The organism is Thermoclostridium caenicola (assembly GCF_900142095.1).
GTDB lineage: Bacteria > Bacillota > Clostridia > DSM-8532 > DSM-8532 > Thermoclostridium_A > Thermoclostridium_A caenicola.
Genome location: NZ_FQZP01000062.1, coordinates 1 through 15,041, shown reverse-complemented (window position 1 = coordinate 15,041; position 15,041 = coordinate 1). Strand labels below are relative to the sequence as shown.

The 15,041-nt window shown below is 52.9% G+C and carries 13 protein-coding genes and 1 riboswitch; of the genes, 12 read left to right on the top strand and 1 reads right to left on the bottom strand.

Features of this window, described 5'->3' with window-relative positions; genetic code table 11:
• The 12 genes from F3H12_RS13305 to F3H12_RS11995 form a co-directional block, all read left to right on the top strand.
• Positions 1-222: hypothetical protein (locus F3H12_RS13305; RefSeq protein ID WP_188118525.1), on the top strand; the 222-nt coding region annotated here is incomplete at its 5' end.
• Positions 223-604: 382 nt separating this feature from the next.
• A riboswitch (TPP riboswitch) is annotated at positions 605-713 on the top strand.
• Positions 714-919: 206 nt separating this feature from the next.
• Positions 920-1,216 carry a thiamine-binding protein gene (locus F3H12_RS12045; RefSeq protein ID WP_149679566.1) on the top strand — a complete coding sequence of 99 codons (297 nt, stop codon included), beginning with the start codon at positions 920-922 and terminating at the stop codon, positions 1,214-1,216.
• Complete coding sequence (locus F3H12_RS12040) at positions 1,179-1,973, top strand: ABC transporter permease (protein ID WP_149679565.1); 795 nt, start codon at positions 1,179-1,181, stop codon at positions 1,971-1,973. The genes F3H12_RS12045 and F3H12_RS12040 overlap by 38 nt, the downstream gene beginning before the upstream one ends.
• Positions 1,970-2,941: an ABC transporter substrate-binding protein gene (locus F3H12_RS12035; RefSeq protein WP_149679564.1), complete on the top strand. Its 972-nt coding sequence runs from the start codon at positions 1,970-1,972 to the stop codon at positions 2,939-2,941. The genes F3H12_RS12040 and F3H12_RS12035 overlap by 4 nt, the downstream gene beginning before the upstream one ends.
• A 17-nt stretch (positions 2,942-2,958) precedes the next feature.
• The gene (locus tag F3H12_RS12030; protein WP_149679563.1) at positions 2,959-3,729 is read left to right on the top strand and encodes an ABC transporter ATP-binding protein; all 771 of its coding nucleotides are present in this window, start codon (positions 2,959-2,961) and stop codon (positions 3,727-3,729) included.
• Between the two features lie 154 nt (positions 3,730-3,883).
• The gene (locus F3H12_RS12025; RefSeq protein ID WP_149679562.1) at positions 3,884-4,606 is read left to right on the top strand and encodes a Bax inhibitor-1/YccA family protein; all 723 of its coding nucleotides are present in this window, start codon (positions 3,884-3,886) and stop codon (positions 4,604-4,606) included.
• A 267-nt stretch (positions 4,607-4,873) separates the two neighbouring features.
• Positions 4,874-6,340, top strand: coding sequence for a tRNA (N6-isopentenyl adenosine(37)-C2)-methylthiotransferase MiaB (gene miaB / locus F3H12_RS12020; protein ID WP_243133283.1), 1,467 nt, complete (start codon positions 4,874-4,876; stop codon positions 6,338-6,340).
• On the top strand, positions 6,333-8,936 hold the full coding sequence (gene mutS, locus F3H12_RS12015; RefSeq protein WP_149679561.1) for a DNA mismatch repair protein MutS: 2,604 nt from the start codon (positions 6,333-6,335) through the stop codon (positions 8,934-8,936). The genes miaB and mutS overlap by 8 nt, the downstream gene beginning before the upstream one ends.
• Positions 8,937-9,118: 182 nt before the next feature.
• Positions 9,119-11,092 (top strand): DNA mismatch repair endonuclease MutL, encoded by a 1,974-nt coding sequence (gene mutL, locus F3H12_RS12010; RefSeq protein WP_149679560.1) that lies wholly within the window; start codon positions 9,119-9,121, stop codon positions 11,090-11,092.
• A gap of 65 nt (positions 11,093-11,157) precedes the next feature.
• Entirely contained in the window at positions 11,158-12,087 is a 930-nt protein-coding gene (gene miaA, locus F3H12_RS12005) for a tRNA (adenosine(37)-N6)-dimethylallyltransferase MiaA (RefSeq protein WP_149679559.1), read from the top strand.
• A 66-nt stretch (positions 12,088-12,153) separates the two neighbouring features.
• Positions 12,154-12,390: an RNA chaperone Hfq gene (hfq, locus tag F3H12_RS12000; RefSeq protein ID WP_149679558.1), complete on the top strand. Its 237-nt coding sequence runs from the start codon at positions 12,154-12,156 to the stop codon at positions 12,388-12,390.
• 24 nt (positions 12,391-12,414) lie between these two features.
• Positions 12,415-13,692: an MGDG synthase family glycosyltransferase gene (locus tag F3H12_RS11995; RefSeq protein ID WP_149679557.1), complete on the top strand. Its 1,278-nt coding sequence runs from the start codon at positions 12,415-12,417 to the stop codon at positions 13,690-13,692.
• Between the two features lie 65 nt (positions 13,693-13,757).
• Here F3H12_RS11995 and ychF read toward each other — a convergent pair whose 3' ends face one another.
• Positions 13,758-14,852 carry a redox-regulated ATPase YchF gene (gene ychF / locus F3H12_RS11990; RefSeq protein ID WP_149679556.1) on the bottom strand — a complete coding sequence of 365 codons (1,095 nt, stop codon included), beginning with the start codon at positions 14,850-14,852 and terminating at the stop codon, positions 13,758-13,760.
• Positions 14,853-15,041: the final 189 nt, after the last annotated feature.

The following is a 15,041-nucleotide window of genomic DNA, read 5'->3' as shown; positions in this document are numbered from 1 at the left end:
AAGGATGGGTACATCATCGTCAATTTCAAGAACATATCCGTGATCAACGATGATGATTTTGATAACCCGTCGCTGAAGTATACCGGTAAAACGGGAGACGGCTGGCGTTTAGAAGGATACAACACCAATCAGAACGGTTGGGAGTTGGAGCCTGGAGATGTGATTGTCTATTATGCCGACAAGCGGGCGACGGATGATTATTTCGGTGCGGGAACGCACTAGTGAGATTGCCTGGTTCGCAAATAACCGTTCAGAATGGCGTTACAGGTTTTTTAGATTGCCACGCACCGCTTGTGTGATGCTCGCAATGACGTTACGGGTATGGCTTCGCAAGATGAGATTGCCACGCTCGTGCTCGCAATGACATAACCCAAGGATGTCATTGCGAGAAGGCGGAGCCGACGAAGCAATCTCATGGCTTCTGTGGCTACCGGTGAAGCTTAAAGGGATTACCACGATCCACTGCGTTCTGGGTTGCAATGACAGTTTGGTATGACTGTAGGTGAAAAGAGATTGCCTGATGGGTGAAAAACACCTATCATGCCGATAAAAGTAAAATTACTTGACATTGCTCCGATATACGGATAGAATAATTCAAAAATGAATACATGCATATGGGAGCCGGCGAACCGGCTGAGAGGGGATTGTTTGATCCCGACCATCGGAGACCTGATCTGGGTAATGCCAGCGTAGGGAATGCATAACTTGGATTTGCAGCCGCCTATGTTGGGCGGTTTTTCTTATGCAGGCCGCATGGTTATGGCATTCCGCCATGGCTCATGGGCGCATTTCAACAATCGGATCCGAAGGCCGTCTGAAACAGCCTCTTCTTAAGCCGGACCAAGCCGACCGACTGGTTGCTGATGCCTGGTTCCACGCATGAAAAAGGGATCCCTGAATTTTTTGGAGGAAAAGAAATATGCCGGTTGTCAATGTCAGTCTTCAGGTCCTGCCCAGTGTGCCCGAGGAGGATATTTATCCTGTTGTGGATAAGGTCATTGAGATGATTCAGCAAAGCGGTGTCAAATATGTTGTCGGTCCCATGGAAACCACCATGGAAGGCGAATTCGACACGCTGATGGAAATCGTCAGGAAGGCCCAGACCGTCTGCTGTGAGGCAGGAGCCAAAAGGGTCATATCCGTGGTTAAAATCGACTATCGGCCGGAAGGTGTCACCATTGAAGAGAAAATCGAAAAATATCGGAACAAAGCGTAACACAGGGATGGACTGGCTGCCTGTCGGTTTCTCATTGGCGATACTGGTCACCTGGTACGTTGTGGTCACTTGGCATGATGTACCGGAGTTCATCCTGCCATCCCCTGTCAAGGTGATTGAAGAACTCATCGGCTCATGGGATCTCCTCCTGGAGCACACCCTGGTGACGATCTCGGAAGCTTTTCTGGGACTTTTTATATCCATCGTTCTGGGAACAGCCATCGGCTTTGCCATGGGCTATTTCGAGACCTTCAGGCGGATGGTTTATCCTTTGTTTGTGATGACCCAAACCGTTCCCCTGTTCGTCCTGGCCCCCCTGTTCATCCTCTGGTTCGGCTTCGGTATCCTGCCAAAGATTGTGGTGGTCTTTATGGTGTGCTTTTTCCCCATAGCCGTAACCTTTGCCCAGGGACTTGTTCAATCCGACAGCGGAATGGATGATCTTCTGAGCGTGATGGGGGCAACCCGCTGGAAAATATTCCGGATTTCCCGGATACCACAGGCCCTTCCGCATCTTTTTTCAGGCTTAAAAATTGCCGCCACATACGGCATTGTGGGTGCCGTCCTCGCCGAATGGGTTGGTGCGCAGAAAGGTCTCGGCGTTTTCATGACACGTGCCATGAAAAGCTTTAGAACAGGCGTGCTCTTTGCCGATGTGCTCATCATTGTCCTGTTAAGCATGCTCCTCTATAAAGCGGTGGAGTGGGTTGAACGCATCGTTTGCCGGAATATCACTAACGGAGGGAAAATCACATGAAAAGAGTCAAACTGTACATACTTCTGTTCTGCTTATTGATAACCATGATCCTAGCAACGGGCTGCGGAAAAGCCCAAAAAGTCACCTTTGTGCTGGACTGGACCCCAAACACCAATCATACCGGCGTCTATGTGGCCGTGGAAAAGGGCTATTATGCCGAGGAAGGCCTGGATGTGACGATCATCCAACCGTCCGACATGGGTGCTGATGCCATGGTGGCCTCCGGGGCCGCCCAGTTCGGCGTCAGCTACCAGGAGAGCGTCACCTTTGCCCGGGCGGAAAATGTGCCGCTGGTTTCCATTGCCGCTGTTATCCAGCATAACTCTTCCGGCTTCGGAGCGCTAAAGGAGAAAAATATCAGGAGCCCAAAAGACTTTGAAGGAAAGAAATACGGCGGCTGGGGTTCCCCTGTCGAGGAGGCCACCATCAAATACCTGATGGAAAAGGCGGGAGCCGATCCGTCAAAGGTGGAGATCCTGTCCGTGGGTACGGCTGATTTCTTCCAGGCCAGCAGCAGCGGTCAGATCGATTTCGCCTGGATCTTTGAAGGCTGGGACGGCGTTGCAGCAAAACTGAAGGGCATAGAGATTGATTATATCGATCTGGGGAAGACCGATCCCGTGTTTGACTATTACACGCCTGTAATTGTAACCAGCGAGGATATGATCCAAAACAACGGCAAGATGGTTGAAGCGTTTATGCGTGCCACCATTAAAGGATATCTTTATGCCATAGAGCATCCGGAAGAAGCGGCGGAAATCTTTATAAAAGCTGTTCCCGAGGCGGATCCGGAGCTCATCAGGGAGAGTCAGAAATTCCTGGCGGACAGGTACCAGGACGATGCGCCTTACTGGGGAATTCAGAAAAAAGAGGTCTGGCAGCGATACAACGACTGGCTTTATGAGAATGGCTTCATCTCTGAGCCCATCGATGTGGAAAAGGCATTTACAAACAAGTTTGTGGAATAAGGCAGCAGGGATTGGACATGGAACAGATTGTGGCGGAAAACGTCAGCAAATACTATACTGTTCCGCCGGAGAAAGGCGGAAGGAACCATGAAAGGCTCCAGGTGCTCACCAACGTCAGCTTCAGGGTGGAGAGAAATGAATTTGTTTCCATCCTGGGACCCAGCGGCTGCGGCAAAAGCACGCTGCTCAGGATGCTGGCAGGCCTCGACAGGGACTATGAGGGGACTATCCGTATGGAAGATGTCGACCTGAAAAAGAATCGGGTTCCGGTTTGCTACATGCTCCAGAAGGATCATCTTTTGCCCTGGAGGACGCTCATGGAGAACGTGCTTCTGCCGGCCGAGATTGAAGGTGCGGACCTGAAAAAGGAAGCAGAGGCTGTCAGGCCCATGCTGAGGGAATTCGGACTGGAAGAATTCGAGAACTACAGGCCTCATGCCCTGTCGGGAGGCATGCGCCAGAGGGCGGCCCTTTTGAGGACCTACCGGATGCGGGGAGACATCATGCTCCTGGATGAGCCCTTCGGCGCCCTGGATGAGATCACACGGATGCAGATGCAGGACTGGCTCCTGGATGTTTGGGGAAAACACAGGAAAACCGTGGTGTTTGTCACCCACAATATCGAAGAGGCCATCCTGCTCTCGGACAGGGTCCTGGTGATGAGCCCAAGGCCCGGAACCATCGTTAAGGATATCCGGATAGACTTTCAGAGGCCGAGAAACCGGGACATGCTGCTGGGAAGCCAGTTCCTCGGCTATAAGAAAGATATCCTTGCTTCTCTGGGATAAATACCTGAATGTTGTATCCGCCGCAGGGTATCTGTTCCTGTTTGCTGTGGCCGCTATTACAAGACGCGCCGCTTTGATTTACAAAAACAAATGACGCGTATATAATAGGATTCAAGGTATATAATTGTAATACGTAAAAAAGGTGGTGAGACATATGTACTATGGAGAAAACAACTATGGACCCCGCACCTATGAGGAACAGTACGATGCCATAAAGGGCATGAATGCCTATATTACCAAGGTCTTTGGCTGGATGTTCCTGGGCCTTTTACTGACATCGCTGGTGGGATTGGCTATTGCCAGCAATCTGAGCCTTGTTTATACGATTGTGACGACTCCCATTCTGTTTTACGGGCTTATGATCGCCGAACTGGTCGTCGTTTTTGTTTTGTCGGCCCGTATTACCAAGTTTTCCTATGCTGCGGCCGTCGGCCTGTTCATGGGCTATGCGGCGCTGAACGGCGTTACCTTTTCGATCATTTTCCTGGCCTACACGGATGCATCCATCCTCTCGGCCTTTGGTACGACAGCCGTAACCTTTGGCATCATGTGTGCCTATGGATATTTTACCAGGAACGACCTGACCCGTTTCAGAAGCATCCTCTTCATGGGACTTATCGGTATCCTAGTGCTGTCCCTCGTGAATATCTTCCTGGCAAGCAGCTCCATTGGCTGGATCATTAGCCTTGTCAGCTTGTTCGTGTTCCTGGGCCTTACGGCCTATGATATGCAGAAGCTGAAGGCGTTTTACTTCAACACCGAGGGCAACCTGGCACTTAGGAACAACCTCGGTATTTATGGCGCATTGCAGTTATATCTTGATTTCATCAACCTCTTCCTGACCATATTGAGATTTATGGGAAAGAGGAGAAATTAAGCAGAAATCAAAACTCTGGATGAAGCGGGAGGCGAAAGGTTTACCTCCCGTTTTTCAATGCGGTGGGAAGCAAATGGCCGTAAGTCCTGCCGATATGGCACGGTGAGGCTGGAGGCCTGCTTTCTTTTATTTTCACCGGATTTTTGGTATGATAAGTTATGATTGTGATCCGGCAGGATCGGATGTTTGTTTTGACAGAAAACATCAGCGTTAAAATATGAGGCATGCCACCCTGTGTGGCGTTTTGGTGAGGAGAGATAGATCATTTTGGAGAACATCAAGGATAGCACAAGAAAGAAGGATGCCTGTGGCCAGGGGGGACTGGAACTGGCCAAAACCATGGAATCGGCTGACTGGATGGAACAGGTGCGGAACCTGAACGTGGAGCATACCCTGCGCACCGGAAAGGTGAGAACCTTCCGGCTGGATGTGTTCGGCTGCCAGATGAACGAGCGTGATGCGGAGACCATTGCCGGCATGCTGACCAATATGGGGTATGAGCAGGTTGCACCCGACGCACCGGCCGATATCATCGTTTTTGTTACCTGCTGTGTGCGGGAGAATGCTGAAGAGCGGGTCTACGGCCACATCGGAGGACTTACCCGGGAATGCGAGGAACGCGGGTCCATCATCGTGGCTTCCGGATGCATGATGCAGCAGCCCCATGTGCTGGAGAAGCTCAAAAAGTCATACCGGCATGTGAAGATTGTTTTTGGAACCCACAACATCCACGAGTTTCCCAGGTTGCTTTATCAGCACCTGACCAGCGGGAAGCGCGTCTTTGAGATTTGGGAAAAAGAAGGCCGTGTCATTGAGGACATGCCCATCAAGCGCAGCGAGCGGCATAAGGCCTTTGTCAACATCATCTATGGCTGCAACAATTTCTGCACCTATTGCATTGTGCCCTATGTGCGGGGCCGGGAAAGAAGCCGCAGAAAAGAGGATATCCTGGAAGAGATCCGGGCCCTGGCGGCGGATGGCTGCCGCGAGATCACGCTCCTTGGTCAGAACGTGAACTCCTATGGCAATGATTTGGGAGAGAAGGATCTGTTCGCCAGACTGCTTTATGATATCGAAACCATTGACGGGATCGATCGGGTGCGCTTTACCACATCCCATCCCAAGGATCTTTCCGACAGCCTGATCCGGGCCATGAAGGAATGCGAAAAAGTATGCGAACATCTCCACCTGCCGTTCCAGGCGGGCAGCAACCGGGTGCTCCAGCGGATGAACCGCAAATATACCCGGGAGCACTACCTGGCCCTGGTGGACAGGATCCGGGAGGCCGTCCCGGACATAGCCCTGACCACCGACATCATTGTGGGATTCCCCGGGGAGACCGAAGAAGACTTTGAACAGACGCTGGATCTGGTCAGAAAGGTACAGTTTGACGCGGCCTTCATGTTCATCTATTCGCCCCGTAAGGGAACGCCGGCGGAAAAATGGGAACAGACCGAATCCCAGGAGACCATTTCCAATCGATTCAAGCGGCTTGTGGAATTGCAGACCGAGATTGCCACCGGGCTTGCCAAACGGTATGAGGGCAGGACGGTGGAGGTGCTCGTGGACGGTCTCAGCAAGACCAATCCGGAAATGCTGTCGGGCCGCACCCGCACCAACAAACTGGTCAATTTTAGAGCCAATGGAAATTTGACAGGCCGGCTGGTGGACGTGGAGATCATCCGTGCCGGAGCCTTCTGGCTGGAAGGTAAGGAGGGCGCAGGGCGTGGCTAAGCTTACTCCCATGATGCAGCAATACCGGGCTATCAAGGAGCGCTACAAGGATTGCATCCTTTTTTTCAGGCTGGGCGACTTTTATGAGATGTTCTTTGAAGACGCCGAGCTGGCTTCACGGGAACTGGAGATAGCCCTTACCGCCAGGGACTGCGGCCTGGAGGAACGTGCGCCCATGTGCGGCGTTCCTTATCATTCGGCCCATACCTACCTGGCAAAACTGATCGCGAAGGGCTATAAGGTGGCCATCTGCGAACAGATGGAGGATCCTGCGATGGCGAAAGGCCTGGTCAAAAGGGATGTCACCCGGGTTGTGACGCCCGGAACGGTGATCGATCCCACCATGCTGGAGGACAAGAAGAACAATTTCCTCATGTGCATTTATTGCCGCCAGACCTATTTCGGCATTGCCGTGGTGGACATCACCACCGGGGAATTCTTTACCACGCAGATTACCTGGGGAAGCTCCATGCGCAAGCTCCTGGACGAGACTGCCCGGTTCAAACCCTCCGAGATTATCACGAATGCGGAACTGACCAAAAAGCCTGAATACAAGAGCTATTTCGAGGATTACCTGGGCATCCGGGCTTCCATCCTGCCGGACCAGGTCTTTGAACCGGCCTTTTGCGATGAGAAGATACTGAGCCTTTTCAAGGAGAACCCGCTGAAGGATCTGGAACTGGCCAAGTGCGCCACAGGTGCTCTCCTGGAATACATAGAAAGTACCCAGAAGACCGATCTGACCCATATTGAAGCCATTCAGCCCTACAAGATTGAACAGTATATGATCATCGACAGCGCTTCGCGGCGGAACCTGGAGATCACCGAGACCATGCGTGATGCCAGGAAGAAAGGTTCGCTTTTGTGGGTGCTGGATAAGACCTCCACCGCCATGGGCGGAAGGATGCTGCGACGCTGGCTGGAGCAGCCCCTGATGGATGTGGACGAGATCCAGATGCGGCTGGATGCGGTTGAAGAGCTGAAAAACGGCTTCATGGTCAGAAACGAACTGATGGATCTCTTAAGGGGTGTCTACGATATCGAAAGACTGGCCGGCAAGCTGGTATTCGGGACCATCAACGCAAGGGACCTGGTTTCCCTGAAGATCTCCCTGTCCAAGCTGCCCTATATCAGGGAAATGGTGGCCGGGCTCACATGCGGCCTCAACGCCGCCATGGCGGAAAGGCTGGATCCCCTTGAGGATATCGTGGAGCTGATTGAAAGAGCCATTGCCGATGATCCGCCGCTGTCGGTCAAGGAAGGCGGCATCATCAAGGAAGGATACCACGAAGAGGTGGACCGGCTTCGGAAGGCTACCACCGAGGGCAAGAACTGGATAGCCGAAATGGAAGCCCGGGAGCGGGAAAGAACGGGCATCAAGAGCCTGAAGATACGCTACAACGAGAATTTCGGATATTACATAGAAGTCACCAAGGCCAATATCGGGCAGGTGCCGGAGGATTATGTGCGCAAGCAAACCCTGGTCAATTGCGAGCGGTTTACCACGGAAGCCCTGGCCGAGCTAGAAAAAACCATCCTGGGTGCCGAGAAAAAGGTGGTCCAGCTGGAATACGAACTGTTCTGCCAACTGAGGGATGCCATTTCTTCCCATGTGAAGCGCCTCAAGGCTACCGCCCATTGCATCGCCGAACTGGATGCCCTTTGCTCCCTGGCGGAAGTGGCCGACCGCAACAATTATGTCAAGCCCCAGGTCTACCAGGGGGGCGTTATTGAGATCCAGGACGGACGCCATCCGGTGGTTGAAAAGATGCTTTCCGACAATTCCTTCGTTCCCAACGACACCTGGCTGGACATGGAGGACAACCGGATTGCCATCATCACCGGGCCCAACATGGCGGGAAAATCCACCTATATGCGTCAGGTGGCCCTGATCGTGCTGATGGCCCAGGCAGGAAGCTTTGTGCCCGCGTCTTATGCCCGCATCGGGCTGGTTGACCGCATTTTCACACGTGTCGGCGCTTCGGATGATCTGGCCTCCGGTCAAAGCACCTTCATGGTGGAGATGAGCGAGGTGGCCAACATCCTGTCCAACGCCACACCCAACAGCCTGCTCATCCTGGATGAGATCGGCCGCGGTACCAGTACCCACGACGGGCTCAGCATCGCCTGGGCGGTTATCGAGTATATCAACGACAGGGCGCGACTTGGGTCCAGGACCCTGTTCGCCACCCATTATCATGAGCTCACCGAATTGGAGGACAAGCTCCACGGCATCAAGAATTATTGCGTATCGGTACGGAAAAAGGGCGATGATATCATCTTTCTGAGAAAGATCTCCCGGGGCGGCGCAGACAGGAGCTACGGGGTGGAAGTGGCCAAGCTGGCGGGCATTCCGGATCCGGTTATCCAGCGGGCCAGGGTGATCCTGGAAGAACTGGACGAGGCCGATATCAATAAGAACCCGAAGCGGAAAAAGGAGAAGCCCGTCGAGGGACAGCTGGATCTTTTCGCTTCCAGTTCGCTCACAAAGGCCGAGCGCGATGTGCTGGACGAGATCCGGGCGCTGGATCCGTCGAATCTGACCCCGCTGGACGCGCTCAACAAGCTGTACAGCCTGCAGCAGAAGCTTAAGTAACAAAGATTGCCGCGCTCGTTCCACTCGCTGGCAATGACACGACCCAAGGATGTCATTGCGAGGAGCGCAGCGACGAAGCAATCTCAGTCACTTGCTGAGATGCAGTTAAGGCTAAAAATTGCTGCGCTCCAATCTGTTTCATCCGCAACGACTGCTGCCGTCCCTGTGCAATGGAGGTTTTTATGGGCAGAATCATTATTCTTGACGAAAAAACGGCCAACCAGATCGCTGCCGGCGAAGTGATTGAGCGGCCTGCCTCGGTGGTCAAGGAACTGGTGGAAAATGCCATCGATGCGGGGGCAACCGCCATCACCGTTGAAATCAAAAACGGCGGCATTTCCTATATCCGTGTGACCGACAACGGCTGCGGCATGGAGAGCGATGATGTGGAGATTGCCTTTGAGCGCCATGCCACCAGCAAGATCCGAAAGATTGAAGATCTGGACAATCTGTCCACCATGGGTTTCCGGGGAGAAGCCCTGGCCTCCATAGCGGCCGTATCCCATCTGGAGGTGCGCACCAAGACCGCAGAGGAGCAGACAGGCACCCTCGTCAAAGTTGAAGGCGGAAAGGTCCTTTCGGTTTCCCAGACGGGATGTCCCACGGGAACCACTTTCATCGTGCGGAACCTGTTTTTCAATACTCCTGCCCGTTATAAATTCCTCAAGAAGGACAGCACGGAAGCCGGGTACGTATCGGCCATGATGGTACGTCTTGCCCTGGCCCATCCGGAGATAGCCTTCAAGTTCATCAACAATAACCAGGTGCAGCATCACACGCCGGGAAACCACGATCTGCTCAGCGTGATCTACAGCCTTTTCGGAAACGAAACAGCCCGGTCCCTTCTGCCCCTGGATTACGAGGAAACGGGGATCCGGGTTTCGGGTTATGTAGGAAAACCCGAGATAGCCAGGGGAACGCGGAACAACCAGTTTTTCTTTATCAACGGGCGCACGATCAAAAACAAGGTTCTCACGGCAGCCCTGGAAGATGCCTGCAAAACCCTGATCATGCAGAACAAGTTCCCCTTCTGCGTGGTGAACCTGAAGATCTCGCCGGAGCTGTATGACGTGAACGTCCACCCGCAGAAGCTGGAGGTCAGATTCTCCAACGAGAATGCGGTCTATTCGGCTTTATACCATGGTGTGAAAAGCGCTTTCACGGCGGCTTCTCTCATCCGGGAAACGACGGAAACCGCCTATGCGCCATCCGGAAAAGCGGGGGACCAAACAGGCCATGAACAGGTGGAAATGGCTTCATGGAACAGGCCGGCTTCAAAGCTACCGCCGCCGCAGCGTATCCTGTTGCCATGGGAACTGAAGAAGCAGGCTGATGACGGGCATGCCGGTCCAAACGAAACTGAAAAACCCGCGCTGCCCATCATGGATGTACCCATACAGCAGTCGGAAGAACCTGAAACCGGGACGGAAAGAGCTGTCTCCGTAACGAGCAGCCTTGCTCATGGGAAAGCCTTTTCCGAGCCCGGGACAAGCCAGGATGAGCTTGTCACAGTAAAAAACGAACCGGAGCCGGATGCGTCCCATGAGATGCTTTCCGAGGAAGCCCGCGGGGCGGATGTTCTGCTGGAAGCTGAGATTGTGGGTCAGGTATTCGATACTTATATCATCCTCCAGCATGGGGACAGGATGTATCTCATCGATCAGCATGCCGCCCACGAGAGGATTCGCTATGAAACACTGAAAAAGCGGATTGCCGAGGGGCAGGCCTGCTCCCAGATGGTCCTGGAGCCCTATATCGTCAGGCTTTCGCCCGCTGAATATGATTTCCTGTTCTCCAGGATGGCTGATTTTGAAAGGGCGGGTTTCGAAATAGAGGCCTTCGGACCGCAGACCGTCATCATCCGGAGCGTACCCGACATCATGGGCGGCGGATTCAGCCTGGACGATTTCCATGAAATCCTGGACAGATGGATGGAAACTATGGGTGAAAAGTACGGGATCAGCGACGAGGCCATTTATATGATGGCCTGCAAGAGCGCCATCAAAGCCAACCGGAGAATGGAGAAAGAGGAGATCCGGGCTTTGCTGGAGCAGCTTTGCGCCATGGAGAATCCCTATACCTGCGTCCACGGGAGGCCGGTGGCGATCAGTATTTCCCGCAGGGAATTGGAGAAGCGCTTTAAACGGATAGTATAGGATGGGGAAAGCCCCTGGCGCTTGATGATTAACCTTGGATTTTACGACTGTGTGGAGGGCTTGGTTTGGAAAAGGTCATTGTTCTGGCAGGACCGACGGCAACAGGTAAAACCGATCTGGCCATTGAACTGGCGCTCATGGTGAACGGGGAGATCATATCCGCCGACTCAGCCCAGGTTTACCGGTACATGGACATCGGAACAGCAAAACCCACTCCTGAAGAACAGCGCGGTATTCCGCACCATATGATGGACATCGTTTATCCCGACGAAGCATTCAGCGTGGCCCAGTTCAAGGCACTGGCCGAAGCGGCCATCCGGGATATCCTGGCGCGGGGGAAGGTGCCCATCGTGGCCGGCGGGACAGGATTATACATCAGCTCCCTTGTATATAACATCCAGTTTTCGGAAACAATAAGTGACCAGGGATTCAGGGAGCGTATGAAGGCCCTGGCCGAGCAGTATGGTCCGGAGTATCTGCATAACAGGCTGAAGGCGATCGATCCCATCAGCGCCGAAAAGATCCATCCCAATAACGTTAAAAGGGTCATACGGGCTCTGGAGGTTTATGAAACAACTGGCCGGCCTATCTCGGAGCATCAGGCCCTGTCACGGACAAAACCGCCTGAGTTCGACTACCGGCTCTTTGGCCTGATTATGGACAGGCAGAGACTGTATGAACGCATCGAGCAGCGCACCGACATCATGATGAAGAAAGGGCTTGCGGACGAAGTGGCCAGGATTCTGGGCATGGGTTATTCCAGGGATCTGGTCTCGCTCCAGGCCATAGGCTACAAGGAAATCGCTGCGGCACTATACGGGGAATGCAGCATGGATGAGGCGGTTCAGCAGATCAAGCTGAATACCCGGCACCTGGCCAAAAGGCAGATCACCTGGTTCAACAGCATGGAAGGTCTCAAGTGGCTTGATACGCAGGTTCTCGACAGGCGGGCAATGTTAAAAATATTGGCCGATGCCTTGAATATCGGGCATTAGTTTAGTAAAATGATGGAAGATGTTTGAGTTGATCTCATATTATTTTGTGCGCGAGGAGGAGTTGCCGTGAACAAAAATATCAACCTTCAGGACGTATTCTTGAACCAGGTGAGGAAGGAGCATATCCCCGTTACGGTATACCTGACCAACGGTTTTCAGCTGAGAGGCATGGTGAAGGGGTTTGACAATTTCACGGTGGTGCTGGACAGTGAGGGCAAGCAGCAGCTTGTTTACAAGCATGCCATTTCCACCGTTTCACCCATGAAAGCCGTCAACATCATCTTCAACGAGAACAGAGAGTAAGCTGACCGGAGTTGATAGGACATCATGAAGAAAATCCTCATCCCCATGATCGAAGTGGGCGGCGGGCACAAAATGATTGCGCTTGCCGTAAAGGACGCGATTGATCAGTTATATCCCGGGCAATACCAGGTGGATGTGATCGATTTTGCGAGGGAGGCCGGTGCCATCAGGGACGACAAAGCCATGAAAGACCTCTGGGATTTTGCCCTGGCTCATCCCAAGCTGACAACCAACGTCAATCTGCTCATCGATAAACTCAATCACCTGACCCGATCCAATTTGGTGACCAAGGTGCTCTTCCAGAATTTTATACGGAAGGGCGCTCAGTATATATTGGCATATAAGCCTGATATCGTTTTTTCAACACATTTTTTTTGCACATCGGTGGCGCTTTTTGCCAGGGAAAAATACCATTTCCAGTACAAGGTCATCAGTTATATGGCCGATCCCTTCACCGGGCATAACATGTGGGTGAACCCGAACGTGGACACCATTGTTGCGGCCACGCAGGAAGCCGAGCAATACCTGATAAGCCAGGGGCAGCCCAGGGACAGGATCAAGGTCATGTCCTTCCCGCTCAACCTGAAGTTTTTTGCAAAGGTGAACAAAAGCAGGGAGGAAATTCTCAATGGGCTAGGCCTGGATCCGGCCAAAAAGACGGTTCTGGTTTCGGCAGGCGGCCAGGGTATAGGGGATACCGAAAAGTATGTCAGGCTCCTTTATGAGAAAGGGTATCCTTTGAATATCATAGCGGTTTGCGCAAAGAACGAAGCACTGTTCAAGGAACTGAGCAAACTGGCATGCAAGGGATCACCCACCGGAATAGCCGTCCTTGGGTTTGTGGACAACATGCATGAGCTCCTGGAGGCTTCCGATTTCGGTATTACGAAAGCAGGGCCTTCCACCATCTTTGAGCACCTGGTGAAAAAGGTGCCTCCCATCATAACCCATAATGCCGGACTTCAGGAGAAGGGAAACCTGGAGTTCTGCATCAGGAACAGGGTGGGCTGGTATGTGACAGGCGAAGAGGAATTCCTGGAGCTGGTTGACCGGATTATGAACACGCCTGTTCTCGAGGAATATCAGGCGAATATCCAAAGGAATGCGTTTGTCCAGTCCCTTCCCCAGGCGCCCTTCGAGCTGGCAAGGTTTGTGGTCAGCGAACTGGCCACCAGGAGGAAGATGCGCCGTTCCAGAAAGCCGGTTACTCTGAGGAAGCTGGTGCTGGGAACGCGGATCGGCATTCGGCACAGAATGCTTAAATACAGGAAAACACGGTTCAGGGTCAATAACCAGACATAAAAACCGGGCTCAGGCGAGCCCGGTTGATTTTTGGGACAGGCAAAACGTGAACCGCATTATGGGCCCTATACGTTGAACCTGAACAGGACCACATCCCCGTCTTTCATCACGTAATCCTTGCCTTCAGACCGGACGAGGCCCTGCTCCCTGGCGGCGGCATAGGAACCACAGCGGATCAAATCCTCATAGGCGACAACCTCTGCCCGGATAAAGCCGCGCTCAAAATCCGAATGGATCTTTCCGGCGGCCTGGGGAGCCTTTGTGCCCTTCACGATGGTCCAGGCCCGCACTTCCGACTCGCCGGCCGTCAAAAAGCTTATGAGGCCAAGCAGTTTGTAGCTTGCCTTGACCAGCTTGTCAAGGCCGGATTCACTGAGCCCGAGTTCCTGCAGAAAGAGCTTTTTCTCCTCGTCATCCAACTGGGCCATCTCTTCCTCGATTCGGGCGCAGATGACCACCACTTCGGCATTTTCGGCCTGGGCGATCTCCCTGATCATGCCCACATAGGGATTGGCGTCGATATCGGAAAGCGTGTCCTCGTCCACATTGGCACAGTAGAGCACGGGCTTGGACGTGAGCAGGAAGAGCTGCCGGACATATTCGGCCTCCTCCGGATCAAAGGTCATGGCCCGAACAGGGATGCCTTTTTCCAGATTCTCCTTGATCCTTTCCTGGAGAGCCAGTTCCTCCGCAAACTTCTTATCGCCGGATTTCATCTGCTTGCGCGTTTTCTCCATGCGTTTTTCCAGGGTTTCCAGGTCGGCGAAGATCAGCTCCATGTTGATGGTTTCAACATCCCTTTTCGGATCCACCGATCCGTCCACATGAACAATATTGCTGTCGTCAAAGGCCCGTACCACATGGACAATGGCGTCCACCTCCCGGATATGGGACAGGAACTTGTTGCCCAGGCCTTCGCCCCGGCTGGCCCCTTTAACAAGTCCGGCTATATCCACAAATTCAATGGTGGTGGGTGTGACCTTTTTCGGATTGTACATTTCGGCAAGTTTTCCCAGGCGTTCGTCAGGAACGCTGACAATGCCCACATTGGGATCTATGGTGCAGAAAGGATAGTTGGCGCTTTCCGCGCCGGCCTTTGTAATGGCGTTGAACAACGTGCTCTTTCCCACGTTGGGTAAACCCACTATACCAAGCTTCATGACTGTTACCTCCAGTATTACCAGGGTGGTCGTCCACCCGACTCGCAATATTATACCTTAAGTCAATCGAGTAAACAACTTTCGCCTGCAAGGAGACGGTGTCAACTTGTTGTAGGATTTTGCTAGACACCTTCTTTGGAGATTACTAAATAATGCTCATACTAGCCGCTATTGCTTTCAATTGCTTAA

Bases quoted from the DNA above. Each gene is read 5' to 3' on its own strand.
- F3H12_RS12035 (WP_149679564.1), top strand. From the start codon at position 1,970: ATGAAAAGAGTCAAACTGTACATACTTCTGTTCTGCTTATTGATAACC.
- F3H12_RS12030 (WP_149679563.1), top strand. From the start codon at position 2,959: ATGGAACAGATTGTGGCGGAAAACGTCAGCAAATACTATACTGTTCCG.
- F3H12_RS12045 (WP_149679566.1), top strand. From the start codon at position 920: ATGCCGGTTGTCAATGTCAGTCTTCAGGTCCTGCCCAGTGTGCCCGAG.
- mutL (WP_149679560.1), top strand. From the start codon at position 9,119: ATGGGCAGAATCATTATTCTTGACGAAAAAACGGCCAACCAGATCGCT.
- F3H12_RS12025 (WP_149679562.1), top strand. From the start codon at position 3,884: ATGTACTATGGAGAAAACAACTATGGACCCCGCACCTATGAGGAACAG.
- F3H12_RS11995 (WP_149679557.1), top strand. From the start codon at position 12,415: ATGAAGAAAATCCTCATCCCCATGATCGAAGTGGGCGGCGGGCACAAA.
- ychF (WP_149679556.1), bottom strand. From the start codon at position 14,852: ATGAAGCTTGGTATAGTGGGTTTACCCAACGTGGGAAAGAGCACGTTG.